This is a genomic window from Halomonas sp. HNIBRBA4712 (genome assembly GCF_043558675.1).
Classification (GTDB): domain Bacteria; phylum Pseudomonadota; class Gammaproteobacteria; order Pseudomonadales; family Halomonadaceae; genus Vreelandella.
Genome location: NZ_JBIFXR010000007.1, coordinates 58,424 through 81,038 on the forward strand (window position 1 = coordinate 58,424; position 22,615 = coordinate 81,038).

Here is a 22,615-nt window from a genome sequence, read left to right on the forward strand (position 1 = left end):
AAGGCCAGTGCGCCTGTGGATAAAACACCCATCAACGCCGCAACGCCCAATGTGTAAGACCAAACCGATCGCCGTTTCATGGTGCGTAACCTCGTCAACCATAAACGCCGCCATCGTGGGCGGCGCTTTGAGTGTAGCAGGCATTTGCCTCTGACTTTCCGACTACTCGCAGATCAGAGCAGCGCAAACGCCTTCTCGGCGGCGTCCAGGGTTTTCTGGATATCCTCCGGGGTGTGGGCGCTGGACATGAAGCCCGCCTCGAACGCCGAAGGGGCAAGATACACGCCGTGATCGAGCATCGCGCTGAAAAAGCGGCGGAAGATTTCCGGGTCGCAGGCGGTCGCCTGGGCAAAGTTATCCACCCGCGACTGCGAGGTGAAAAAGAGCCCGAACATGCCGCCGGCGGACTGGGTCATCATCGGCACGCCTGCAGCATCGGCGCGCTCCTGAAGGCCATTGCACAACGTCTGCACCCGCTGAGAGAGCGCTTCGTGGAACCCGGGTTCACGCAGCTTTTGTAGCAGCGTAACGCCGGCGGCCATGGCCAGCGGGTTACCGGAGAGCGTACCCGCCTGGTAGACCGGGCCCATGGGCGAGATGTTCTGCATGATATCGCGCTTGCCGCCAAAGGCGCCGACCGGCATACCGCCGCCGACGATCTTGCCAAGGCAGGTCAAATCCGGGGTGATCCCGTAATGCGCCTGGGCGCCACCGAGTGCGACGCGAAAGCCGGTCATTACCTCATCGAAAATAAGCAGGCTGCCGTGCTCGTTGCACACCCGGCGAAGGGTTTCCAGAAAGCCGGGCTGGGGCGGAATGCAGTTCATGTTACCCGCCACCGGCTCGACGATGATGCAGGCGATCTGGCTTCCGATCTCGGCAAAGCAGGCTTCCACGCCTTCCGGGTCGTTGTAGGAGAGCGTGATGGTGTGCTCGGCAAGCGAGGCCGGCACCCCCGGTGAACTCGGCTCGCCGTGGGTCAGCGCGCCGGAGCCGGCCTTCACCAAAAGCGAGTCCGAGTGGCCGTGGTAGTTACCCTCGAACTTGACGATCTTGTCACGGCCGGTGCTGCCGCGGGCCAGGCGAATCGCCGACATGGTCGCCTCGGTACCGGAGCTGGTCATGCGCACCATCTCCATCGAGGGGATCATCTCGCAGATCAGATCCGCCATGGTGGTTTCGATCGCCGTAGGCGTGCCGAAGGAGAGCCCATTATCGAGGCGCGCGCGCACCGCGGCCAGCACGTCCTGGTCGGCGTGACCGGTGATCATCGGCCCCCAGGAGCCGACGTAGTCGATATATCGGTTGCCCTCGACATCGAACAGGTAGGCGCCCTGGGCGCGCTCCATGAACACCGGCGGCCGGTGCAGGCCCTTGAACGCGCGCACCGGCGAGTTGACGCCACCGGGAATGTGGCGGGTGGCTTGCTCGAAGAGTTCGGCTGATGTGGTCATGGCATCCTCAACGTGAGTGGCTCGGTGACAAAAGCGTCATTGGCAGAAAGATGGGGGCGCAGTCGTTGAACTTAAACCGGCGCTTGCGGGCGCGCATCACAGTCGGCTACGCGGCAAGCGCCCGGGCAGGTGCTGCCCGCTTGGCGGCTCGAACGCGTTCGACAGCGCCTGCCAGGTATAGTGCTGGGCCTGTTCGCAGGCGGTGGGTAAGCGCTCACCCACCGCCATGCGCGCGGCAATGGCGGAAGCCAATGTACAGCCGGAGCCGTGAAAACGCTGAGCAAGCCTTGGCCACTGCCACTGGCGGGTGGTGTCCGGCGAGTGCAGCGTATTGACGACCTGGCCTGAATTACCCGGCAGCGGATCGTCGGTGGCGGTCACCAGCACCGCCTGACAGCCCCGGGAGATCAGCGCCACCGCACGAGCCGTGTCGTCTTCACTTTCGTCGATTTCAGGCGCCAGCTCGGCCAGCTCGAAGCGGTTGGGTGTGAGGATATCCACAAGCGGTAGCAGCCGGTCGACGTAGAGCCGTTTCAAAGCGGCGGTGGATAACTCGGCGCCGCCGCCGGCCTTGAGCACCGGGTCCGCGATCACGGGCACGCCGGGAAAGCGGCGGATGATGCGCTCGGCGGCCAAAAGCGTCGCCTCACTAGCCAGAAGCCCCAGCTTGATCGCGCCGATGGAGAACGCCTCGAGGGCGCGGGCGGAGTGGCACATGAGTTCCGGGTCGGCGGGCAGCACGCGCTCGACGTCGTGACAGTTCTGCACCGTGAGCGCGGTGGGTACGGTCAGCGCCCAGCCGCCGCAGCCGGTAATGGCTTCGCTGTCGGCGATCAGGCCCGCGCCGCCGGTCGGGTCATGGCCCGCCAGTACTAGAACGGTAGGAGGAAGCGGGCGACTCATCAAAAGGGCTTCAACACGGCGAGCAGCACTACCGCGATCAGCGCAATCACCGGCGCTTCATTGAAAAAGCGAAAAAATCGGTGACTTTTGGTGCAGCGCCCCTGGGCGAACTGCTTGAGATAGATCAGACACACGTGATGGTAGGCGATCAATAGCGCCACCAGCGTCAGCTTGGCGTGCATCCACCCCTGGCTTAGCCAGCCGGGCACAAGATAGAGCATGGCCCCACCGAACACCAGCACCAGAATCATCGACGGCGTCATGATGCCGCGGTAGAGCTTGCGCTCCATGGTCGCGAAGTAAGTAATCGCTTGCTCATCGCCCTTGTCGCGGGCCATGGCGTGGTAGACGTAAAGCCTGGGCAGATAGAACAGCGCGGCAAACCACGTCACCATGGCCACCAGATGCAGGGCCTTCATCCACAAATACATGGGGTCTCCTTACGCGGTAGGCTCGTTGTCACGGGGGTCCGAGTAGTAATAGTAGCGCTCGATCGCCCCCCGGGTAATGATACCTGAAATTCGCTGCTGCTTCGGTCGATAGCCGTGCACCACGTAAAGCCCGCCCAGCGCCTTATCCTGAAGTTTGACGAAGGCCTCTGAAAGCGTGGCCTGAAGCGCGATCGGCGCCATTTCGATGCGCTGGCCGGGTATCTCGAGAAGATCCACCAGCTCGTCCTCCGGCGGCGGCTTGACCTCGAGCGCCTCGTCGTGCTCCAGAAGCCAGCGCGCCAGCGCCGCCGCCTTCATCCCCAGCGCCGGCTTCTCTTCGCTGGAGCGCTCTATCAGAAGCCACACCGGGTTGGTTTCCAGAAGCTTGCGCGCCTGGTCCGGCGTCACTACGCGCGGCGTGCGCACCAGCTGGCGCTCCATTACCGCCGGCACCGATACGCGGGAAAGCGCCTGCATCAAGGGCTGCTGTAAGGGGTGCAGGCCGTAGCGCACCGAGCTTACGAAAAAGCCCTCGCAGCCGGTGAGCTGGCGCGAGGTCAGACACGCCACCACCACCACCAGCATCCCCGGTAACATGATGTTCGGCGTATGGGTCAGCTCCAGAAGCGCCATGAGTGCGGCCAGCGGCGCCTGAAGCACCGCGCCCATCATCGCCGCCATCCCCAGCATGGCGAACACGCCGGGGTCGGCGGCGGGCGCGGGCCAGAGCCAGAGCCCTAGCGAGCCGCTGAGCGCCCCGGCGGCGGCGCCCACCACCAGCACCGGGCCGATGATACCAATCGGCACGCCGCCAGCCACGGTCAGCGCGGTGATCAAAAGCTTGGTCACCACCAGCCCCAGCAGCACGCCGACGCCCAGCTGGTTATTGAGCGCCGCCGCAAGGCTGTCGTAGCCGATGCCCTGCACCTGGGGAAACCAGAAAGCAACGGCGCCGGTAGCCAGCCCCACCGCCGCCAGGCGCAGCCAGAGCGGCAGCCGACTCAAGCGCTGGTTATGTGCGATATGGATGAAAAGCCCGGCAAGAAGTCCGATGAACAGCCCGGTAATCACCACCCAGGGCAGGTTCATCAGCGAGCCCAGGGTGACTTCGGGAATGCGAAAGGCGGGTTCACTGCCGTAAACCACCTGGGCGACCACCGCCCCCATGGTCGAGGCCAAAATCACCGGCATGAAGCTCATCAGGGTGTACTCCATCATCACCACTTCCATGGCGAAGATGACCCCGGCGATCGGCGTATTGAAGGAGGCCGAGATGCCCGCGGCGGTACCGCAGGCTACCAGCACACGCAGGCTGTTGTTGGGCAGGCGAAGCTTCACCCCGAGCCCGCTCGAGGCCGCCGCGCCCAAATGAATGGCGGGGCCCTCACGCCCGGCGGAGAGCCCGCCTAGCACCGAAACCACGCCCACCCACCACTGGTTGAGCCAATTGCGCAGCGGAAAGCGGCCCTGATGATAGGAGAGCCGCTCGATCACGTGGCCCACGTCGAGCTTTTGCGCCGCCGCCTTCTGGCGATAGAGAAAGATCCCCATCAGCGTGACCGCAAAAAGCGGCAACGATGCGCGAAGCCAGGGCGCCAGGCCCTCGAACGCCTCGGGGTCGGCGCCTGGCATGTAAAGCGCCGCGCCCGCCTCGAGCAGCAGGCGAAAGCCCACCATGACCGCCCCGGTAATGAGGCCGGACAGAAGCCCCAGCACGCAGAGCTGCGGCAGCGCATCGACATTGGCCAACTGACGCCGAAAGGCCTCGAGAGTGAAATCAGTGCGTGAAAAGCGTGCCACGACCGCGATCCTTGCCTTCAGCTTTTTATAAAAGACGGCATTCAACGCCGACCCGTGCGACGAGTAAGCATTTACCAACGCCGCCATGATCAATGATCGTGACACTTGTGTATCATGGTTTGCGGCGCTTAGACAGCCCGCCGCCGGTTTATTAGGCTGTTAACGACGAATTCGAATCAACGTGTGAAAACGACGAGAGGTGGCTTGTGATCAAGGTCGGCATCGTGGGCGGTACCGGTTACACCGGCGTGGAGCTTCTGCGCCTGCTCGCCCAGCATCCAGAGGTAAGCGTCGAGGCGATTACCTCGCGCTCGGAAGCCGGGGTCAAGGTCAGCGACATGTACCCGAATCTGCGCGGCCACTATGATGCGCTCGCCTTCAGCGAACCCGATGCCCGCGCCCTTGGCGCGCTGGACGCGGTGTTCTTCGCCACCCCCCACGGGGTGGCCCATACGCTGGCCGGCGAGCTTTTGGACAACGGCACCCGCGTGATCGACCTTTCAGCGGATTTTCGCCTGCGCGACGCAGATGAGTGGAGCCAGTGGTACGGCCAGCCCCACGGCGCACCGGCGCTGCTCGAGGAAGCCGTCTACGGGCTGCCCGAAATGCACCGCGAGAAGATCAAGACCGCGCGGCTGATTGCGGTGCCCGGCTGCTACCCCACCGCGGTGCAGCTTGGCTACCTGCCGCTGCTGGAAGCGGGGCTGGTCGACCCGACTCGGCTGATCGCCGACTGTAAATCCGGGGTGACCGGCGCCGGGCGCGGCGCCAAGGTACCGTCGCTTCTCGCCGAGGCGAGCGAATCCTTCAAGGCCTACGGTGCCTCGGGCCACCGCCACCTGCCGGAGATTCGTCAGGGCCTTGGCGACATGCAGGCAGGCGCTGTCGGGCTCACCTTCGTGCCGCACCTGACGCCGATGATTCGCGGTATCCACGCCACGCTCTACTCCACGCTTAATGCTGGCGCCGAGGACCTGCAGGCGCTTTTTGAAGCGCGTTACAAGAACGAGCCCTTCGTCGACGTAATGCCCGCCGGCAGCCACCCGGAAACCCGCAGCGTTAAGGGTAACAACACTTGTCGCATCGCCGTTCACCGCCCGGAAGGCGGCGACACCGTGGTGGTACTCTCGATCATCGACAACCTGGTCAAGGGCGCCTCGGGCCAGGCGATTCAGAATTTGAACCTGATGTTCGGCTTCGACGAGAAGCTCGGCCTCAACGCCCCGGCGCTTATGCCTTGAAGGCGTGCTCTTGCGATAGGGTTCTTTGCGATAGGGTCGAGCAATAGTTGACCCTTTTGCTGGGAATTACCCATAATTGCGCTTTCATTCAGTCATTCAAGCTCGCGGGAGGTACCCATGAGCGGTGCAGAAGCTTTCGTACCCACCCCTTTGCTGCTCTCCGACAGCGCTCGCAAGCGCATTCAGGCGCTCAAGGCCGAAGAGCACAACGCCGCGCTGAAGCTGCGCGTTTATGTCACCGGCGGGGGCTGTTCGGGCTTTCAGTACGGGTTCGACTTTGCCGAGAACGTCGCCGACGACGACACGCTGATCGAATTCGGCGACGCCACGCTGGTGGTCGACCCGCTGTCGTATCAGTATCTGGTCGGCTCCACGGTCGACTTCGAAGAGGGCTTGGCCGGCGCGCGTTTTCGTGTGCAAAACCCCAACGCCACCACCACCTGCGGTTGCGGCGCCTCGTTCATGGTTTGAGCGCCGGCCCCGGCGCCTGCGTTTACACCTCGCACTCCCCGCGACTTGACGCCTTGGCGGTTTCTCGCCAAGGTTGATAGGTCGATAACGGCAGCCGCGGCGGGCAATTCATGTCCGTCTCGCAGGCCTTACATAACAGTACGGGGAAACACATGAACAAATCGCTTACCTACGGCGCCCTTACCGCCGCCTTGACCCTCGGTCTTGGCAATACCGCTGCATTTGCCCAGACCCCTTCGGTCAACGTTGCCACCGACCCAAGCTTCGTTCCCTTCGAGATGATGGACCCGGACTCCGGCGAAATGATCGGCTTCGACATGGACATCATCAACGAAGTCGCCGAACGCGCGGGCTTCGAAGTCAACCTCACCACCATGGAGTTCTCCGGTATCATTCCGGCGGTGCAAACCGGCAGCCAGGAGATCGCCATCGCCGGAACCACGATCACCGACGAGCGTGCCCAGGTCGTCGATTTTTCCGACCCCTACTACGACTCCGGCCTGCAGATCATCGTGCGCGCCGACAATGACGAGGTCGAAGGCGTCGAGGATCTGGAAGGCATGAGCATCGCCACCAAGATCGGCTCGACCAGCTACAACTTCCTGCAGCAGGAGCTCGGTGAAGACGCCGACATTACGCCTTACCCCGGCACCGCCGACATGTACATGGCGCTTCTGGGCCGCAACGTCGACGCGGTGCTGTATGACGCGCCCAATGTCGCCTACTTCTCCCAGACCCGCGGCGAAGGCCGTACCAAGGTGGTCGGCCCGCTCTACGAAGGCCAGCAGTACGGCATCGTTTTCCACAAGGGCAGCGAGTGGCTCGAGCCGACCAACGAGGCGCTGGCCGCCATGCGCGAAGACGGCACCTACGACGAGATCTATGAAAAGTGGTTCGGCGAAGCGCCGACCGCCGACTAAGCCGCACGTTCAACGCAGCCAAACTCCTGCAGGGTCGGACGGATTCGTCCGGCCCTTTATGTTGTGACTTCCATTTGGAGATAACGCGTGGACGTTAACTTTGAGTTCGACTGGTCAGCGGCGTTCGCCTCGATCCCTCATCTGCTGCCCGGTATCCCCTGGACGCTGGCGATCTCCTTCGGGGGCTTGGCCATCGGCTTTTTCATCGGCATCTTCTTCGGCCTTCTGCGCATCAGCCCCGTCGCCTGGATGCGCTGGGTGGCGAGCATCTATATCGAGGTGTTTCGCGGTACGCCGATTCTGGTGCAGGTGCTGTTCATCTTCTACGGGTTGCCCCAGCTTCTGGGCGGGCCGATCAACGCGCTGGTCGCCGGTATCGCCGCCATCGCGGTCAACTCCGGCGCTTACATTTCAGAAATCGTGCGCGGCGGCGTGCAGTCGATCGAACGCGGCCAGCGCGAGGCCTCGTTGTCACTCGGGCTCTCCCGCGCCCAGGCGTTTCGCTACGTGATCTGGCCTCAGGCGCTCAAGCGCATGGTGCCGCCGCTGGGCAACCAGGCGATCATCAGCATCAAGGACACCTCGCTTTTCTCGGTAATCGGGGTGGGCGAGCTGGTGCGTCAGGGCCAGATCTACATCGCCACCACCTTCACCGCGCTCGAGGTCTACTTCATGGTGGCACTTCTGTATCTGGCCATCACCTGGACGCTCTCCATGGTGCTACGCCTGGTCGAGCGCTCGAATCTCGCCGGACAATAAGGAGCGCGCCATGACAGCGAACCGATCCTCAAGCGATCACACCTCCAGCAATGCCCCCATCGTGCGCATGGAAAAGCTCAACAAGCACTTTGGCGCGCTGCACGTTTTAAACAATATCGACCTCGAGATCACCGCCGGCGAAGTCGTGGTGATCATCGGTGCCAGCGGCTCGGGTAAATCCACCCTGATCCGCTGCATCAATGGCCTCGAGGAGTTTCAGGCCGGCCGGCTCGAGGTGGATGGCAAGAGACTCGAACCCCATGGCAAGAGCGCCAGGGCACTGCAGGCCATTCGTACCGAAGTCGGCATGGTGTTTCAGCAGTTCAACCTGTTTCCGCACCTGAGCGTGATCGATAACGTCACCCTGGCGCCGGTCAAGGTGCGCGGCCAGCGCCGCGATCAGGCCGCGCATACCGCCAAACGCCTGCTCGACCGGGTGGGTATCGCCGACCAGGCGAACAAGTACCCAAGCCAGCTTTCCGGCGGCCAGCAGCAGCGTGTGGCGCTGGCACGTGCCTTGGCCATGGAGCCTCGACTGATGCTCTTCGACGAGCCTACCTCGGCGCTCGACCCGGAGATGATCGGCGAAGTGCTCGACGCCATGCGCGAGCTGGCCAAAGAGGGCATGACCATGGTGATCGTCACCCACGAAATGGGCTTTGCCCGCGAGGTGGCCGACCGGGTGATCTTCATCCACAAGGGTGAAATCACCGAGCAGGGGCCGCCGGAGCAGCTGTTCGACGCGCCCCAGCACGAGCGGACGCAATCGTTTCTGGCGCGGGTTCTCAAGCACTAACATTGGCGCTTTGAGCGCACTTCAATCGCTTTAATCGACCGCTCTAACGGGCCTGTCATCACGACAGGCCCTTTTTTGTGCCTGTGGATACTATTTTTTCGAATTTCTTCATCCATTGCTGTACCGCCCGCCATCAGCGCTTTTGGTGGATTCAATGTAGTGTGACCGCCTTGTTCACAGTCAGGCGCACAGCGTCGGTATGCATCGGTGGATAACCCGTGCTTTTCTCACGCTGTGTATAACCCGCCATTCGATCCACAGCCTCGTCACCGCTTGCGCGCAGCCACTACGCCGTTTAATCACTGTTCGGTCAACAATATAGTGTTTTGAATATGTTGGATAAAAATGCCTTATTCACAGATTTTATCCACACCAGTAGTTACAACATCAACAGAACTTCTTTCTCTATTTTTTATTTTGTTATTAGTAAGAGAAGTGACCCGAAAGCGGGGTGTGGAAAAACCTGACTGTTATTCACAGGAGGTTTATACTGGCGGGCTTATCGAGGCCTGCCTCGTTCTCAAACGATCCATCGGCGCTCTTTGAAGGGCCAAGTTGAGGTGCCAATTGAATTACCCCGACCGCTTTGACGTCATCGTCATCGGCGGTGGCCATGCGGGAACCGAAGCCGCGTTGGCCTCTGCCCGCATGGGTTGTCAAACCCTGCTGCTCACCCACAACATCGAAACCCTGGGCCAGATGTCGTGTAATCCCGCCATTGGCGGTATCGGCAAGAGCCACCTGGTCAAGGAGATCGATGCGCTGGGCGGTGCCATGGGGCTTGCCACTGACCTGGGCGGTATTCAGTTTCGCGTGTTGAACGCCCGCAAGGGGCCCGCGGTGCGCGCCACCCGTGCCCAGGCGGATCGTATTCGCTACAAGGCCGCCATTCGCGGCATGCTGGAAAACCAGCCGAACCTGACGCTCTTTCAGCAGGCGGCCGGCGACCTGATCGTGGATAACGACACCGTGCGCGGCGTGGTCACCGAAACCGGCATTCGCTTTTTGAGCGACACCGTGGTGCTCTCGACCGGTACGTTTCTGGGTGGGGTCATCCACATCGGACTCGATCAAAGCCGCGGCGGCCGCGCCGGTGATCCGCCCTCCAACGCCCTGGCCGAACGCCTGCGTGCGCTACCGTTTCGCGTCGACCGGCTCAAGACCGGCACGCCGCCGCGCATCGACGCCAAAAGCGTGGATTTTGGCCAGCTCGAGGAGCAGCCCGGCGACACCCCGACGCCGGTGATGTCCTATCTCGGTACCCGGGAAATGCACCCGCAGCAGGTAAGCTGCCATATCGCCCACACCAACGAGCGCACCCACGAGATCATCATGGCGAACCTGGATCGCTCGCCGATGTACTCCGGTGTCATCGAAGGCGTGGGACCGCGCTACTGCCCGTCGATCGAGGACAAGGTCCACCGCTTCGCCGACAAGTCGAGCCACCAGGTCTTCATCGAACCCGAAGGCCTCGACACCCACGAGCTCTACCCCAACGGTATTTCTACCTCGCTGCCGTTTGATGTGCAGCTTCAGGTGGTGCGCTCGATCAAGGGCCTGGAAAACGCGCACATCACGCGCCCGGGCTACGCCATCGAGTACGATTTCTTCGATCCACGCGATCTCAAGCACTCGCTGGAAACGAAATTTATCCACAACCTGTTTTTCGCCGGGCAGATCAATGGCACCACCGGCTACGAAGAAGCCGGTGCCCAGGGGCTTCTGGCCGGACTCAACGCTGCCCGCCGGGCGAAGTCCCTCGAGGCCTGGCACCCGCGCCGCGACGAGGCGTATCTGGGCGTGCTGGTCGACGACCTGATCACCATGGGCACGAAAGAGCCCTACCGCATGTTCACATCAAGAGCGGAGTACCGCCTGATGCTGCGCGAGGACAACGCGGATCTGCGCCTGACCGAGAAGGGTCGCGAACTTGGCCTGGTCGACGACGCGCGCTTTGAAGCGTTCAGCGAAAAGCGCGAGGCGATCGAGCGCGAAAGCGCGCGGCTCAAGGCGGTGTGGGTACAGCCCAATACCGCCGCCGCCGAGAAGCTTGCCGAGAAAACCGGCCACCCGCTCAATCGCGAGTACTCGCTGGCGGATCTCTTGAAGCGCCCGGAGCTGACCTACGCCGATATCACCGCACTGCCCGGACTCGAAAGCGACGCGGTGCAAAGCGGTGCCGTTGCCGAGCAGGTGCAGATCCACGCCAAGTACCAGGGCTACATCGACCGTCAGCAGGACGAGATCGACAAGCTCAAGCGCCACGAGGCGACCCCCCTGCCGGCGGAGCTTGACTACCAGAAGGTCGAAGGGCTCTCCAACGAGATTCGCCAGAAGCTTTCCGAGGCGCGCCCCGAGACGCTGGCCCACGCCGCGCGCATCTCCGGCGTCACCCCGGCGGCGGTGTCGATTCTGTTGATTCACCTGAAAAAGCGCCGGTTGATCGACATTAGCGAGGTGGCGAGCGCATGAGTTCGCTCGACGCCCTTTTGAAAACGCTGCCGCTCGAGGCCGCTTCAAGGCTGGACCAGGGGCTGGCAACGCTCGGTCTCGACGTGACGGCGGCCCAGCGCGAGCGGCTTCTGGGGCTGGTCGCGCTGTTGCACAAGTGGAACCGGGCTTATAACCTCACCGCGGTACGCGACCCGCTCGAGATGGTGGCTCGCCACGTGCTCGATAGCGCCGCGATCGCGCCTTTCGTACGCGGCAAGGCGCTTCTGGACGTGGGCGCAGGCCCAGGCCTTCCGGGGCTGGTCATCGCTATTTTAAAGCCCGAGGTCCACGTCACGCTGGTCGACAGCAACGGCAAGAAGGTGCGCTTTCAGCGCCAGGCGGTGATGGAGCTTGGCATCGACAACGCCACCCCGACCCAGACCCGGGTCGAGGCCTTCGAGGGCCAGACCTTCGATCAGCTGGTGTCGCGCGCCTTTGCCAGCATCGCGGATTTCGTCGAGCTGACCCGCGCGCTCATCGGCCCCGGCGGGCAGTGGCTCGCCATGAAAGGCCCCGGCGCCGACGATGAACTGTCGGCACTTTCCGCCGATGTCGTGCTCAGCGCGCGGCACCGGCTCGACATCCCCTTTGAGACGGCGAAACGGCAGCTGTTGATTCTGACCCCTGAAGGAGCCTCGTAGTGAGCCAGATCATTGCCCTGACCAACCAGAAAGGCGGCGTGGGCAAATCCACCTCGGCCGTCAACCTCGCGGCGAGCCTTGCAAGCCTGGATCGCCGCGTGCTGCTGGTGGATTTGGACCCCCAGGGCCACGCCAGCATGGGCAGCGGTATCGACAAGTACGAGCTCGACAAGAGCGTGCTGGACGTACTGCTCGGCGAGGCGAGCGCTAGTGACGCCATTATCAAGGGGCTGCCGGTCAACTTCGACGTCCTGCCGGGCAACGGCGATTTGACCGCCGCCGAGGTCGAGCTTCTGGATCGTGACGAGCGCCAGAGCCGGCTCTCCACGGCGCTGGCCTCGGTGGCCGAACACTACGATGTGGTGCTGATCGATTGCCCGCCGTCGCTGAACATGCTGACCGTCAACGCGCTGACCGCCGCCGACGGCGTACTGATTCCGCTACAGTGCGAGTTCTACGCCCTCGAAGGGCTTTCGGCGCTTCTCGATACCGTCGAGCAGATCAAGGAGAGCGTCAATCCAGCGCTGTCGATTTCGGGTATATTGCGCACCATGTACGACAAGCGCACGAGCCTGACCCGCGAAGTGGACAAGCAGCTGCGCGACTTTTTCGGCGATGCGCTGCTCAAGACCACCATTCCGCGTAACGTGAAGGTGGCCGAGGCGCCGAGCCACGGGCTGCCGGTCACCCACTACGCACGCTTTTCGCGGGGCAGCCAGGCATATCGCGTGCTGGCCAAAGAGATGATTCGCAAGCTGTCGCTTTGAAAGCGATGGGCGGCCGGCGATAGGGCCAAACGCCTTTGGCCGCGTTCTTTTCGATGTTCATGATTCGACGTTCATGATTCAAAGTTCAAGGGGAAACGCATGACGCGTAAACGCGCGCTGGGACGCGGCCTGGACGCCCTCATCGGAGCGGGCGCTCGCCGCCGTGACACGCTGGAGCTGACCAGCGACGAGACGTTTGAAAGCGTCGACGCCGAAGCGTCGAGCGTGTTGTCCGAACCCGCCGCCGGCGAGCGCCTGGAGCGGCTGCCGCTGGGGCAGCTGAGCCGCGGCAAGTACCAGCCGCGCCGCGATATCCAGCCCGAAGCGCTCGAAGAGCTGGCCGACTCGATCCGCGCCCAGGGCGTCATGCAGCCGATCGTGGTGCGCCCCGTTGGCGAGGCGCGCTATGAGATCATCGCCGGTGAGCGCCGCTGGCGCGCCGCCCAGCTTGCCGAGCTCGACGTCATTCCCGCGGTGATCCGCGAGGTCAGCGACGAGGTGGCGCTGGCGCTCGCGCTGATCGAGAACATCCAGCGCGAAAACCTCAACGCCGTGGAAGAAGCAATGGCGCTTAAGCGCCTGGGCGAGGAGTTCGAGCTGACCCAGCAGCAGATCGCCGACGCAGTGGGCAAATCGCGCACCCAGGTGGCGAATCTGCTGCGGCTTTTGAGCCTGGACAGTGAGGTGCAGACGCTTTTGGAGCGCGGCGATCTCGACATGGGCCACGCGCGGGCGCTTTTATCGTTAACAAGCGCTCAGCAGCGGCGCATCGCCCATGAAGTGGTCAATGGGGATCTGACCGTGCGCGCCACCGAAGCGCTGGTCAAGAAGCTCGGTAGCGACGAAGCGGCGAAAGCCGCTCCCAAACGTACAAGAAAGACCGCCGATGTCACGCGGCTCGAGACTCAGCTGGGCGAGCTGCTCGGTGCGCCGGTGTCGATCGACCACGGCCAGCGCGGCAAGGGTAAGGTCACCATCCGCTATACCAGTCTCGAGGAGTTGGACGGGATTCTTGGGCATATCAAATAGGCCACATAAGTAAATAGCAGGCTCATTAAATAAGCGCACGATAGGCTCATTTTTTCGCCCTTTGGTCACATCTGCGCGCGTAAACCCGCAAATTAGACGCAACTTCGGTTGAAGGTGCGATAGCGCTTCCCTATAATCGCGCAAGATTTGTGCAGGCCGTTTCGATCGACGAACGGCCTGGCCCGGATGAAACCACTCGTGGCTCTATGCCTGAGTACAGGTGCCGAGACGTCATGCAGCGATTTGAAATACGGCGCCGCAGGGCCTATAGCGTGGCGCTTTTACGTGCTCAGCTGGGGCTTTCGCTTCTGGGAACGGGCGGTGCGTATTGGCTTTCCCAGACCGGCGGCGCTATCTCCTTCGCGCTTGGGGCGCTGGTGGCAGTACTGCCCTACGTGTTTTTCATCCAGCGAATGGGTATTTTCTCATCGCACCGGGTGCGCGGCGCCAATGTCTTGCTGCGCGCCGAGGCGGGCAAGTTCGGTTTGACGGTGGCTCTTTTTACGCTGGTTTTCGTGGCAGTGCCTCCCTCAAACCCAACTTTATTTTTTAGCGCTTACGTTGCGGTCATTTCGACGCATTGGCTGGCCCCCTGGCTGATGCTCGATAAACCGCACAATCAATTGAGGTGACATCTCCATGGCCGCAGGAAACGAAGTCTCGACGACTTACTATATCCAGCACCACTTGCAGAACCTGACCTTCGGGCATCATCCGGTCAACGGCTGGTCGCTGGCGCACTCGTCCGAAGAAGCGGTGGAGATGGGTTTCTGGGCGATCCACCTTGACACCATGGGCTGGTCGATCGGCATGGGCCTTCTGTTCATCTGGCTGTTTCGCAAGGCCGGTCGTGTCGCTACCTCCGGCGTACCCGGTGGGCTTCAAAATGCCGTCGAGATGGTCGTCGAGTTCATCGAGAACCTGACCCGCTCCACCTTCCACGGGCGCAACCCCAATATCGCGCCGCTGGCGCTGACGCTGTTCGTCTGGATCCTTCTGATGAACACGCTCAAGATCATCCCGGTCGATTTCTTCCCGGTGCTGTTCGCCAAACTCGGCGTCGACTACATGAAGATCGTGCCGACCACCGACGTCAACGCCACCCTCGGTATGGCGCTGGGCGTGTTCGGTCTGATCCTCTATTACAACTTCAAGGTGAAAGGCGTAGGTGGCTTTGCCCGCGAGCTGTCGCTGACTCCGTTCAACCACTGGGCGCTGATCCCCTTCAACCTGGTGCTCGAGATCGTCTCTCTGCTGGTCAAGCCCTTCAGCCTCGCGATGCGTCTGTTCGGCAACATGTTCGCCGGCGAGGTGATCTTCATCCTGATCGCGATGCTGCCCTTCTGGGCCATCTGGGTGCTGGACGTGCCCTGGGCTATCTTCCACATTCTGGTCGTCACGCTGCAGGCGTTCATCTTCACCGTACTGACGGTGGTGTACCTGAGCGCGGCGCACGAGCATCACTAGACGTTTACTCAACGTCAACGATTTCGAATCACCCGTAACTTCAACCCTCAACCCTTAACCACCACTTGAACTCAGGAGCAACATCATGGAAATGGTTTACCTCTCAGCTGCCATCATCATCGGTCTGGGCGCTCTGGCTACCGGTATCGGCTTCGCCATTCTGGGCGGCAAGCTGCTCGAATCCACCGCGCGTCAGCCGGAACTGGGCGACCAGCTGCAAACCAAGACCTTCATCATGGCCGGTCTGCTCGACGCCGTGCCGATGATCGGTGTCGGTATCGCGATGTACCTGATTTTCGTTGTCGCCGGTTAAACAAGCCTGACCGGGCGGATCACCGCTCGGTTTTGTTTTACCCCGGTCGCCACGAACTTGTCAGAGGTACAGTCCTGTGAATATCAACATGACGCTTATCGGGCAGACGATCGCCTTCGCGATCTTTGTCTGGTTTTGCATAAAGTACGTGTGGCCTCCGATCAGCAACGCGCTTCACGAGCGCCAGAAGAAAATTGCTGATGGTTTGGACGCAGCCAGCCGTGCAACGCGCGATCTCGAGCTCGCCCAGGAGCGCTCCGAGCAGACGCTCAAGGAGAGCAAGGAGCAGGCTTCACAGATCATCGAGCAGGCCAACAAGCGCTCTGCCCAGATGATCGAAGAGGCGCGCCAGGAAGCGCGGGCCGAAGGCGAACGCATCGTTGCCAGCGCCCGCTCCGAGATCGAGCAGGAAGTCAATCGCGCCAAAAACGAGCTTCGCGCTCAGGTGTCTCACCTGGCGATCATCGGCGCCGAGCGTATCCTGCAAGAGTCGGTCGACGAGTCTGCGCACCGCAAGTTGCTTGATGAGCTTGCCGCCGAACTGTAAGGAGGTGATCCATGGCGGAACTACTGACCGTCGCTCGTCCTTACGCCAAGGCGGCGTTTGAATACGCGCGTGACCAACAAGCATTCGATAGCTGGTCCCAGGCGCTTGGTTTTCTAAGCGTGGCGGCTGCCAACGACGACCTGCGTCGTGTGTTGGGTAGCCCCAGAATCGCCAACGAGCAGAAGGTCGCGCTTCTGGCCGATCTTTTGTCGGAAAAGCCCGACGGTATCGAGCGCTTTCTGGCCTCTTTGGCGTCTCAGGGGCGCTTGTCGGCCTTGCCCTCCATCGCCGATCAGTTCGAGCGCCTGCGCGCCGAATTCGAACAGCGGGTCGAGGTACTGGTCACATCGGCCTACAAGCTGACGGCGGCGCAGAAGACCAAATTGGCAAACGCGCTTAAAAAGCGTCTGAATCGCGAAATCTCCATTACTACTCAGGTCGACAAGTCGCTCATTGGCGGTGTCATCCTGCGTGCCGGCGACACCGTCATCGACGGGTCGGTACGCGGTCGATTGAACCGCCTTTCTGACGCGCTCACCGCCTGAGTTCGAGGGACATGGCATGCAGCAACTGAATCCTTCCGAGATCAGCGACATCATCAAGCAGCGTATCGAGAAGCTTGACGTCGCATCCGAAGCCCGTAACGAGGGCACCATCGTCACCGTTTCCGACGGTATCGTGAAAATTCACGGCCTCGAAGACGCGATGTTCGGTGAAATGATCGAATTCCCGAACTCCGTGTTCGGTATGGTGCTCAACCTGGAGCGCGACTCCGTGGGCGCCGTGGTACTCGGCGACTACCTGCTTCTCGAAGAGGGCATGACCGCCAAGTGTACCGGTCGCATCCTCGAAGTGCCGGTGGGTCCGGAGCTCGTTGGCCGCGTGGTCGACGCACTCGGTAACCCCATCGACGGCAAGGGCGACATCGACGCCAAAATGACCGACGCGGTCGAGAAAGTCGCACCCGGCGTCATCACGCGTCAGTCCGTCGACGAGCCGATCCAGACCGGCCTGAAGTCGATCGACTCCATGGTGCCGATCGGTCGCGGTCAGCGTGAGCTGATCATCGGCGACCGTCAGATCGGTAAGTCGGCGATCGCCATCGACGCGATCATCAACCAGAAAGGCAAGGGCGTCACCTGTGTCTACGTCGCGATCGGTCAGAAGCAGTCGACCATCGCCAACGTGGTGCGCAAGCTCGAAGAGCACGGCGCCATGGGCCACACCATCGTCGTCGCCGCCGGCGCCGCCGACCCGGCCCCGATGCAGTTCCTCGCCGCCTACTCCGGCTGCACCATGGGCGAGTACTTCCGCGACCGCGGTGAAGACGCGCTGATCGTCTACGACGATCTCTCCAAGCAGGCCGTGGCGTATCGTCAGGTATCGCTGCTGCTGCGCCGTCCGCCGGGCCGTGAAGCCTACCCGGGTGACGTGTTCTACCTCCACTCGCGTCTGCTGGAGCGCGCCGCGCGCGTCAACGCCGACTACGTCGAGAAGTTCACGAACGGCGAAGTGACCGGCAAGACTGGCTCCTTGACAGCACTGCCGATCATCGAGACCCAGGGCGGCGACGTCTCTGCGTTCGTACCGACCAACGTGATCTCGATCACCGACGGTCAGATCTTTCTGGAAACGAACCTGTTCAACTCCGGTATCCGTCCGGCGATCAACGCCGGTCTCTCGGTATCGCGCGTTGGCGGCTCGGCCCAGACCAAGATCATCAAGAAACTCGGTGGTAGCGTGCGTCTGGCGCTCGCCCAGTACCGTGAACTGGCGGCGTTCTCGCAGTTCGCATCTGACCTGGACGAAGCCACGCGCAAGCAGCTCGAGCACGGTCAGCGCGTCACCGAGCTCATGAAGCAGAACCAGTACTCGCCGATGTCCGTGGCCGAAATGGCACTCACGCTGTACGCCGCCAACGAAGGTCATCTGGATGACGTCAGCGTCGACAAGGTGCTGGACTTCGAACGTGCCCTGCACGACTACATGAAGTCCGAGCACAGTGACCTGATCGACAAGATCAACCAGACCGGCGACTACAACGACGAGATCAAGAGCGGCTTGAAGTCGGGTCTTGAGCAGTTCAAGGCGACTCAGAGCTGGTAATGGTCGGCCCGCCTACGGGCGGGCTTCGCTACTTTCTGAGAGCCACGAACGAAGGGTAGATCGCTATGGCAGCTGCAAAAGAGATACGCACCCAGATCGGGAGCATCAAGAATACGCAGAAAATCACCAGCGCCATGGAAATGGTCGCTGCGTCGAAGATGCGTAAAGCGCAAGATCTGATGAAGGCCGGCCAGCCCTACGCCAGGCAGATCCGTAACGTGGTAGGCCACATTGCCGACGCCAACCCCGAGTACAAGCACGACTACATGGTCGAGCGCGAGGTTAAGCGCGTAGGTTACATCGTGGTCTCCACCGACCGCGGGCTGTGCGGTGGCTTGAACGTCAACCTCTTCAAGGCCGTGCTGAAAGACGCTGCGGGCTGGAGAGAGCAGGGCGCCGAGCTCGACTTCTGCGCCCTGGGCTCCAAGGCCAGCGCCTTTTTCCGCAAGTACGGCGGCAATCTGGTGGCGGCGAAGAGTGGGCTTGGCGAGAAGCCGACCGTCGAAGGTCTGATCGGAAGTGTCAAGGTCATGCTCGAAGCGTATGACGCCGGCCGTCTTGACCGTCTGAACGTGGTGTACAACGAGTTCGTCAACACCATGACGCAAAAGCCGGTGGTTCGTCAGCTTCTGCCGCTTTCGCCCGATATGGGCGAAGACGCCGGACATGACAACGAAGAAAACGCCCGTCCCGGAAGTTGGGACTACCTGTATGAACCGGATGCCAAGGCGTTGCTGGACAGCCTGCTGGTTCGTTTCATCGAATCCCAGGTGTATCAGGCGGTGGTCGAAAACGGCGCGTGCGAACAAGCCGCCCGGATGATCGCCATGAAAAGCGCAACCGACAACGCGGGCAATCTGATCGACGATCTGGAGATGGTCTACAACAAGGCCCGCCAGGCCGCCATCACCCAGGAAATTTCCGAGATTGTCGGCGGCGCTTCAGCCGTATAACGCCTTTAAAGCCGCCAGGCGGCTCAGGCAGACAGGTTTCATTTGCAGGTTTTAAAGAGGAACCAAGATGAGCGGACGTATCGTACAAATCATCGGCGCGGTGATTGACGTAGAGTTTCCGCGGGACTCCGTGCCCAAGGTCTACGACGCGCTGAAAGTCTCCGACAAGGAGACCATCCTCGAAGTCCAGCAGCAGCTGGGCGACGGCGTGGTGCGCACCATCGCCATGGGCTCCACCGAAGGGCTCAAGCGTAATCTGGACGTGACCAACACCGGAGCCGCCATTTCCGTGCCCGTGGGTAAAGAGACCCTGGGCCGGATCATGAACGTGCTCGGCGAGCCGATTGACGAAGCCGGTGAAATCGGCGAAACCGAGCGCATGCCGATTCACCGCAAGGCGCCGAGCTACGCCGACCAGGCCGCATCCAACGAACTGTTGGAAACTGGCATCAAGGTCATCGACCTGGTCTGCCCGTTCGCCAAGGGCGGTAAGGTGGGTCTGTTCGGCGGCGCCGGTGTAGGCAAGACCGTCAACATGATGGAGCTCATCCGTAACATCGCCACCGAGCACAGCGGTTACTCCGTGTTCGCCGGTGTCGGTGAGCGTACCCGTGAGGGTAACGACTTCTATCACGAGATGACCGAATCCAACGTTATCGACAAGGTATCGCTGGTCTACGGTCAGATGAACGAGCCGCCGGGCAACCGCCTGCGCGTGGCGCTGACGGGCCTGACCATCGCGGAGAAATTCCGTGACGAAGGCCGCGACGTGCTGCTGTTCGTCGATAACATCTACCGCTACACCCTGGCGGGTACCGAGGTATCGGCGCTTTTGGGCCGTATGCCGTCGGCGGTAGGTTACCAGCCGACCCTGGCCGAAGAGATGGGCGTTCTGCAGGAGCGTATCACCTCCACCAAGAACGGCTCGATCACCTCCGTGCAGGCGGTCTACGTCCCCGCGGACGACTTGACCGACCCGTCGCCGGCGACCACCTTCTCGCACCTGGACGCCACCGTGGTACTGGCGCGCTCCATCGCCGAGCTGGGTATCTATCCGGCGATCGACCCGCTGGACTCCACGTCGCGTCAGCTCGACCCGCTGGTGGTCGGTGAAGAGCACTACAACATCGCCCGCGGTGTTCAGGGTGTGCTTCAGCGCTACAAGGAGCTCAAGGACATCATCGCCATCCTCGGGATGGACGAGCTGTCCGACGAGGACAAGCAGGCCGTGGCCCGCGCGCGTAAGATCCAGCGCTTCTTGTCCCAGCCGTTCTTCGTCGCCGAGGTGTTCACCGGCTCGCCGGGTAAGTACGTGTCGCTGAAAGACACCATTCGCGGCTTCCAGGGAATTCTCGCCGGCGAATACGACGATATGCCCGAACAGGCCTTCTATATGGTCGGCTCCATCGACGAAGCGGTCGAGAAAGCCAACCAGATGAAGAAGTAATCCCGTTGACCAGGGGGATTCGCTATGGCGAATAGCTTCACTTGCAACATCGTCAGCGCCGAAGCGTCCATTTTCTCGGGCAGCGCCGAGCAGGTCATCGCCTCCGGGCTGATGGGTGATCTGGGCATTCTGCCCGGTCACGCGCCGCTTCTGACCGAGCTTCAGCCAGGGCCGATCCGGGTAATCATGGACGGCGGCAAGGAAGAGAACTTCTTTGTCTCTGGTGGCTTCATGGAAGTCCAGCCCGACGTGGTGACGATTCTGGCCGACGCCGCAGCGCGGGCGGGCGATCTCGACGAGGCCGCCGCCGAGCAGGCGCGTCAGGACGCGCTCAAGGCCTTCAACGAGAAGTCCGCCGAGCTCGACTACACCCGCGCCTCGGCGGAGCTTGCCGAAGCCGTGGCCCAGCTGCGTACCATCCAGCAGCTGCGCAAGAAGGCGGGCAAGGGCTGATAAAAAGGTCCGACCCAGAGCGCCCCTCGAACCTCCGGGTTCCTGGGGCGTTTTTTTTCTCTGCTACTATAGTCTCGTCACTTGGATAGAGTCTCGTCGCCTGGAGGCGCGTTGACCTGGCCAGGTCGAACGCCTCTGGCGATAACCGAGCCGGCGCCACGTTAAGGGCGCCGGCATTTCAACGTTAAACCTTTTGCAAACAACGGCACTGACAGGGAGATTGCGATGTCGCTGAACGAAGAAACCCTGCGGGCGCTGAAATCAGAGCTACTGGACGCGCTGGAGCACAACGACGCCCAGCAGGAGCCGCTGGCCGGGCGGCTGGCGGAAATTCGCTCTGCGGATATCGGTCAGGTACTCGAGGAGTTCATCGAGGATGACGAACAGCTGCACGCGGCGATCGCCATCCTCGATGTGCTCTCTACCGAGCGCGCTGCCAACGTGCTCGGCTATCTGCCCGGTGAAAGCCAGCTCGAGGTGGTCGGTGAGCTCTCCGACACCCAGGTACTGAAGCTGCTCGAAGAGATGGGCTCCGACGAGCGGGCGGATCTTTTCAACCTGCTCGACGACGACCGCCGCGAGGCGCTCTTGCGGCGCATGGCCCACCAGGAGCGCGAGGATCTCAAGCGCCTGGCAAGCTACGAGGAGGGCACCGCCGGGGCGATCATGACCTCCGACTACGTGGCGATCGCCAGCGGCATGACGGTCTCGCAGGCGCTGATGCGCGTTCGCCAGACCGCACCGGACGCGGAAACCGTCTACCAGCTCTACGTGCTCGACGGTGACGGCGAGTTGGTCGGCACCATGTCGCTGCGCCAACTGATGGTGGCGCGCCCGGGCGCGGTAGTCGACGACATCATGATCAAGGATGTGATCAAGACCGCGGTGGACAAACCCCAGGAGGAGGTGGCGCGGGTCGTCGCCCGCTACGACCTTCTGGCGCTGCCGGTGATCGACGTCGACGGGCGCATGGTCGGCATCGTCACTCACGACGACGCCATGGACGTGGCGGAGTCCGAGGCGACCGAGGATATTCACAAGGGGATGTCGATCGGCCAGCTCGAGGATGGCGTCAGCCGAGTCAAGCTCTGGAGCCTCTATCGCAAACGGGTGACCTGGCTGGTGCTGCTGGTGTTCGCCAACCTGTTTTCCGGCGCCGGGATCGCCTACTTCGAAGACGTGATCGCTTCTCAGGTGGCGCTGGTGTTCTTTTTACCGCTTTTGATCGGCAGCGGCGGCAACGCCGGTGCCCAGGCGGCGACGCTGATGGTGCGCGGCATGGCGACCGGGGATGTCGGGGTGAAGGACTGGAGCAAGATGCTCGGCCGGGAGCTTCTGGTGGCGGGCTCTTTGGGGCTCACCATGGCGATCGCCGTGGCGCCGATCGGCATCATGCGCGGCGGTGAAGCGGTAGCGGTGATCGTGGCGCTGAGCATGGTCGCGATCGTGCTGTTTGGCAGCCTCATCGGCATGTGCCTGCCCTTCGTGCTCGAGCGCTTCAAGGTCGACCCGGCCACCGCCTCGGCGCCGCTGGTGACCACGCTGATCGACGCCACGGGCGTGCTGATCTACTTCACCATCGCCACGATGATTCTCGCCTCGGTCTGAATCAACGGCGCTGCCC

Annotated in this window: 23 protein-coding genes; 19 read left to right on the top strand and 4 right to left on the bottom strand. The window is 62.1% G+C overall.

Annotated features, from left to right (window positions below):
- Positions 1 to 173 precede the first annotated feature (173 nt).
- The 4 genes from hemL to ACGK9R_RS13740 form a co-directional block, all read right to left on the bottom strand.
- Complete coding sequence (hemL, locus tag ACGK9R_RS13725) at positions 174 to 1,454, bottom strand: glutamate-1-semialdehyde 2,1-aminomutase (RefSeq protein ID WP_394582158.1); 1,281 nt, start codon at positions 1,452 to 1,454, stop codon at positions 174 to 176.
- Between the two features lie 96 nt (positions 1,455 to 1,550).
- Entirely contained in the window at positions 1,551 to 2,357 is an 807-nt protein-coding gene (locus ACGK9R_RS13730; protein ID WP_394582160.1) for a hydroxymethylpyrimidine/phosphomethylpyrimidine kinase, read from the bottom strand.
- Positions 2,357 to 2,788, bottom strand: a complete 432-nt coding sequence (gene hemJ, locus ACGK9R_RS13735; protein WP_394582162.1) for a protoporphyrinogen oxidase HemJ — start codon at positions 2,786 to 2,788, stop codon at positions 2,357 to 2,359. Before hemJ ends, ACGK9R_RS13730 begins: the two co-directional genes overlap by 1 nt.
- Before the next feature lie 9 nt (positions 2,789 to 2,797).
- Positions 2,798 to 4,588 carry a chloride channel protein gene (locus ACGK9R_RS13740; protein ID WP_394582164.1) on the bottom strand — a complete coding sequence of 597 codons (1,791 nt, stop codon included), beginning with the start codon at positions 4,586 to 4,588 and terminating at the stop codon, positions 2,798 to 2,800.
- Positions 4,589 to 4,794: 206 nt separating this feature from the next.
- On the opposite strand from ACGK9R_RS13740, the gene argC reads away from it, so the two are divergent.
- The 19 genes from argC to mgtE all read left to right on the top strand — a co-directional run bounded on the left by argC (position 4,795) and on the right by mgtE (position 22,599).
- Positions 4,795 to 5,829 carry an N-acetyl-gamma-glutamyl-phosphate reductase gene (gene argC, locus ACGK9R_RS13745; RefSeq protein WP_394582167.1) on the top strand — a complete coding sequence of 345 codons (1,035 nt, stop codon included), beginning with the start codon at positions 4,795 to 4,797 and terminating at the stop codon, positions 5,827 to 5,829.
- A gap of 117 nt (positions 5,830 to 5,946) precedes the next feature.
- A complete protein-coding gene (gene erpA / locus ACGK9R_RS13750) occupies positions 5,947 to 6,300 on the top strand; it encodes an iron-sulfur cluster insertion protein ErpA (RefSeq protein ID WP_394582169.1) in 354 nt (117 codons plus the stop codon).
- Positions 6,301 to 6,452: 152 nt separating this feature from the next.
- Complete coding sequence (locus tag ACGK9R_RS13755) at positions 6,453 to 7,220, top strand: transporter substrate-binding domain-containing protein (RefSeq protein WP_394582171.1); 768 nt, start codon at positions 6,453 to 6,455, stop codon at positions 7,218 to 7,220.
- A gap of 87 nt (positions 7,221 to 7,307) precedes the next feature.
- Positions 7,308 to 7,979, top strand: coding sequence for an amino acid ABC transporter permease (locus ACGK9R_RS13760; RefSeq protein ID WP_394582173.1), 672 nt, complete (start codon positions 7,308 to 7,310; stop codon positions 7,977 to 7,979).
- A gap of 10 nt (positions 7,980 to 7,989) precedes the next feature.
- Positions 7,990 to 8,775 carry an amino acid ABC transporter ATP-binding protein gene (locus ACGK9R_RS13765; protein WP_394582176.1) on the top strand — a complete coding sequence of 262 codons (786 nt, stop codon included), beginning with the start codon at positions 7,990 to 7,992 and terminating at the stop codon, positions 8,773 to 8,775.
- 567 nt (positions 8,776 to 9,342) lie between these two features.
- Positions 9,343 to 11,247, top strand: a complete 1,905-nt coding sequence (gene mnmG / locus ACGK9R_RS13770) for a tRNA uridine-5-carboxymethylaminomethyl(34) synthesis enzyme MnmG (RefSeq protein WP_394582179.1) — start codon at positions 9,343 to 9,345, stop codon at positions 11,245 to 11,247.
- Positions 11,244 to 11,909: a 16S rRNA (guanine(527)-N(7))-methyltransferase RsmG gene (rsmG, locus tag ACGK9R_RS13775; RefSeq protein WP_394582181.1), complete on the top strand. Its 666-nt coding sequence runs from the start codon at positions 11,244 to 11,246 to the stop codon at positions 11,907 to 11,909. The genes mnmG and rsmG overlap by 4 nt, the downstream gene beginning before the upstream one ends.
- Positions 11,909 to 12,676: a ParA family protein gene (locus ACGK9R_RS13780; RefSeq protein WP_394582183.1), complete on the top strand. Its 768-nt coding sequence runs from the start codon at positions 11,909 to 11,911 to the stop codon at positions 12,674 to 12,676. Before rsmG ends, ACGK9R_RS13780 begins: the two co-directional genes overlap by 1 nt.
- Positions 12,677 to 12,775: 99 nt before the next feature.
- The gene (locus tag ACGK9R_RS13785) at positions 12,776 to 13,705 is read left to right on the top strand and encodes a ParB/RepB/Spo0J family partition protein (RefSeq protein ID WP_394582185.1); all 930 of its coding nucleotides are present in this window, start codon (positions 12,776 to 12,778) and stop codon (positions 13,703 to 13,705) included.
- A gap of 233 nt (positions 13,706 to 13,938) precedes the next feature.
- Positions 13,939 to 14,337, top strand: coding sequence for an ATP synthase subunit I (locus tag ACGK9R_RS13790; RefSeq protein ID WP_394582187.1), 399 nt, complete (start codon positions 13,939 to 13,941; stop codon positions 14,335 to 14,337).
- 7 nt (positions 14,338 to 14,344) lie between these two features.
- Positions 14,345 to 15,172, top strand: coding sequence for a F0F1 ATP synthase subunit A (atpB, locus tag ACGK9R_RS13795; RefSeq protein ID WP_394582189.1), 828 nt, complete (start codon positions 14,345 to 14,347; stop codon positions 15,170 to 15,172).
- A gap of 85 nt (positions 15,173 to 15,257) precedes the next feature.
- Positions 15,258 to 15,485, top strand: coding sequence for a F0F1 ATP synthase subunit C (gene atpE / locus ACGK9R_RS13800; RefSeq protein WP_018918432.1), 228 nt, complete (start codon positions 15,258 to 15,260; stop codon positions 15,483 to 15,485).
- Positions 15,486 to 15,561: 76 nt separating this feature from the next.
- Positions 15,562 to 16,032 carry a F0F1 ATP synthase subunit B gene (locus tag ACGK9R_RS13805; protein ID WP_394582192.1) on the top strand — a complete coding sequence of 157 codons (471 nt, stop codon included), beginning with the start codon at positions 15,562 to 15,564 and terminating at the stop codon, positions 16,030 to 16,032.
- Between the two features lie 11 nt (positions 16,033 to 16,043).
- Entirely contained in the window at positions 16,044 to 16,577 is a 534-nt protein-coding gene (locus ACGK9R_RS13810) for a F0F1 ATP synthase subunit delta (protein WP_394582194.1), read from the top strand.
- Between the two features lie 16 nt (positions 16,578 to 16,593).
- Positions 16,594 to 18,138, top strand: coding sequence for a F0F1 ATP synthase subunit alpha (gene atpA, locus ACGK9R_RS13815; RefSeq protein ID WP_394582196.1), 1,545 nt, complete (start codon positions 16,594 to 16,596; stop codon positions 18,136 to 18,138).
- A 65-nt stretch (positions 18,139 to 18,203) separates the two neighbouring features.
- Positions 18,204 to 19,091: a F0F1 ATP synthase subunit gamma gene (gene atpG / locus ACGK9R_RS13820; protein WP_394582198.1), complete on the top strand. Its 888-nt coding sequence runs from the start codon at positions 18,204 to 18,206 to the stop codon at positions 19,089 to 19,091.
- A gap of 67 nt (positions 19,092 to 19,158) precedes the next feature.
- The gene (gene atpD, locus ACGK9R_RS13825; RefSeq protein WP_394582200.1) at positions 19,159 to 20,538 is read left to right on the top strand and encodes a F0F1 ATP synthase subunit beta; all 1,380 of its coding nucleotides are present in this window, start codon (positions 19,159 to 19,161) and stop codon (positions 20,536 to 20,538) included.
- Positions 20,539 to 20,562: 24 nt separating this feature from the next.
- A complete protein-coding gene (locus ACGK9R_RS13830) occupies positions 20,563 to 20,991 on the top strand; it encodes a F0F1 ATP synthase subunit epsilon (RefSeq protein ID WP_394582202.1) in 429 nt (142 codons plus the stop codon).
- A gap of 225 nt (positions 20,992 to 21,216) precedes the next feature.
- A complete protein-coding gene (mgtE, locus tag ACGK9R_RS13835) occupies positions 21,217 to 22,599 on the top strand; it encodes a magnesium transporter (protein ID WP_394582204.1) in 1,383 nt (460 codons plus the stop codon).
- The last annotated feature ends 16 nt before the right edge of the window (positions 22,600 to 22,615 follow it).

Excerpts from the sequence above, each read along its gene's own strand:
- hemL (WP_394582158.1), bottom strand. The coding sequence starts at position 1,454 with ATGACCACATCAGCCGAACTCTTCGAGCAAGCCACCCGCCACATTCCC.
- ACGK9R_RS13730 (WP_394582160.1), bottom strand. The coding sequence starts at position 2,357 with ATGAGTCGCCCGCTTCCTCCTACCGTTCTAGTACTGGCGGGCCATGAC.
- hemJ (WP_394582162.1), bottom strand. The coding sequence starts at position 2,788 with ATGTATTTGTGGATGAAGGCCCTGCATCTGGTGGCCATGGTGACGTGG.
- erpA (WP_394582169.1), top strand. The coding sequence starts at position 5,947 with ATGAGCGGTGCAGAAGCTTTCGTACCCACCCCTTTGCTGCTCTCCGAC.
- ACGK9R_RS13755 (WP_394582171.1), top strand. The coding sequence starts at position 6,453 with ATGAACAAATCGCTTACCTACGGCGCCCTTACCGCCGCCTTGACCCTC.
- ACGK9R_RS13765 (WP_394582176.1), top strand. The coding sequence starts at position 7,990 with ATGACAGCGAACCGATCCTCAAGCGATCACACCTCCAGCAATGCCCCC.
- rsmG (WP_394582181.1), top strand. The coding sequence starts at position 11,244 with ATGAGTTCGCTCGACGCCCTTTTGAAAACGCTGCCGCTCGAGGCCGCT.
- ACGK9R_RS13785 (WP_394582185.1), top strand. The coding sequence starts at position 12,776 with ATGACGCGTAAACGCGCGCTGGGACGCGGCCTGGACGCCCTCATCGGA.
- ACGK9R_RS13790 (WP_394582187.1), top strand. The coding sequence starts at position 13,939 with ATGCAGCGATTTGAAATACGGCGCCGCAGGGCCTATAGCGTGGCGCTT.
- atpB (WP_394582189.1), top strand. The coding sequence starts at position 14,345 with ATGGCCGCAGGAAACGAAGTCTCGACGACTTACTATATCCAGCACCAC.
- atpE (WP_018918432.1), top strand. The coding sequence starts at position 15,258 with ATGGAAATGGTTTACCTCTCAGCTGCCATCATCATCGGTCTGGGCGCT.
- ACGK9R_RS13810 (WP_394582194.1), top strand. The coding sequence starts at position 16,044 with ATGGCGGAACTACTGACCGTCGCTCGTCCTTACGCCAAGGCGGCGTTT.
- atpA (WP_394582196.1), top strand. The coding sequence starts at position 16,594 with ATGCAGCAACTGAATCCTTCCGAGATCAGCGACATCATCAAGCAGCGT.
- atpG (WP_394582198.1), top strand. The coding sequence starts at position 18,204 with ATGGCAGCTGCAAAAGAGATACGCACCCAGATCGGGAGCATCAAGAAT.
- atpD (WP_394582200.1), top strand. The coding sequence starts at position 19,159 with ATGAGCGGACGTATCGTACAAATCATCGGCGCGGTGATTGACGTAGAG.
- ACGK9R_RS13830 (WP_394582202.1), top strand. The coding sequence starts at position 20,563 with ATGGCGAATAGCTTCACTTGCAACATCGTCAGCGCCGAAGCGTCCATT.
- mgtE (WP_394582204.1), top strand. The coding sequence starts at position 21,217 with ATGTCGCTGAACGAAGAAACCCTGCGGGCGCTGAAATCAGAGCTACTG.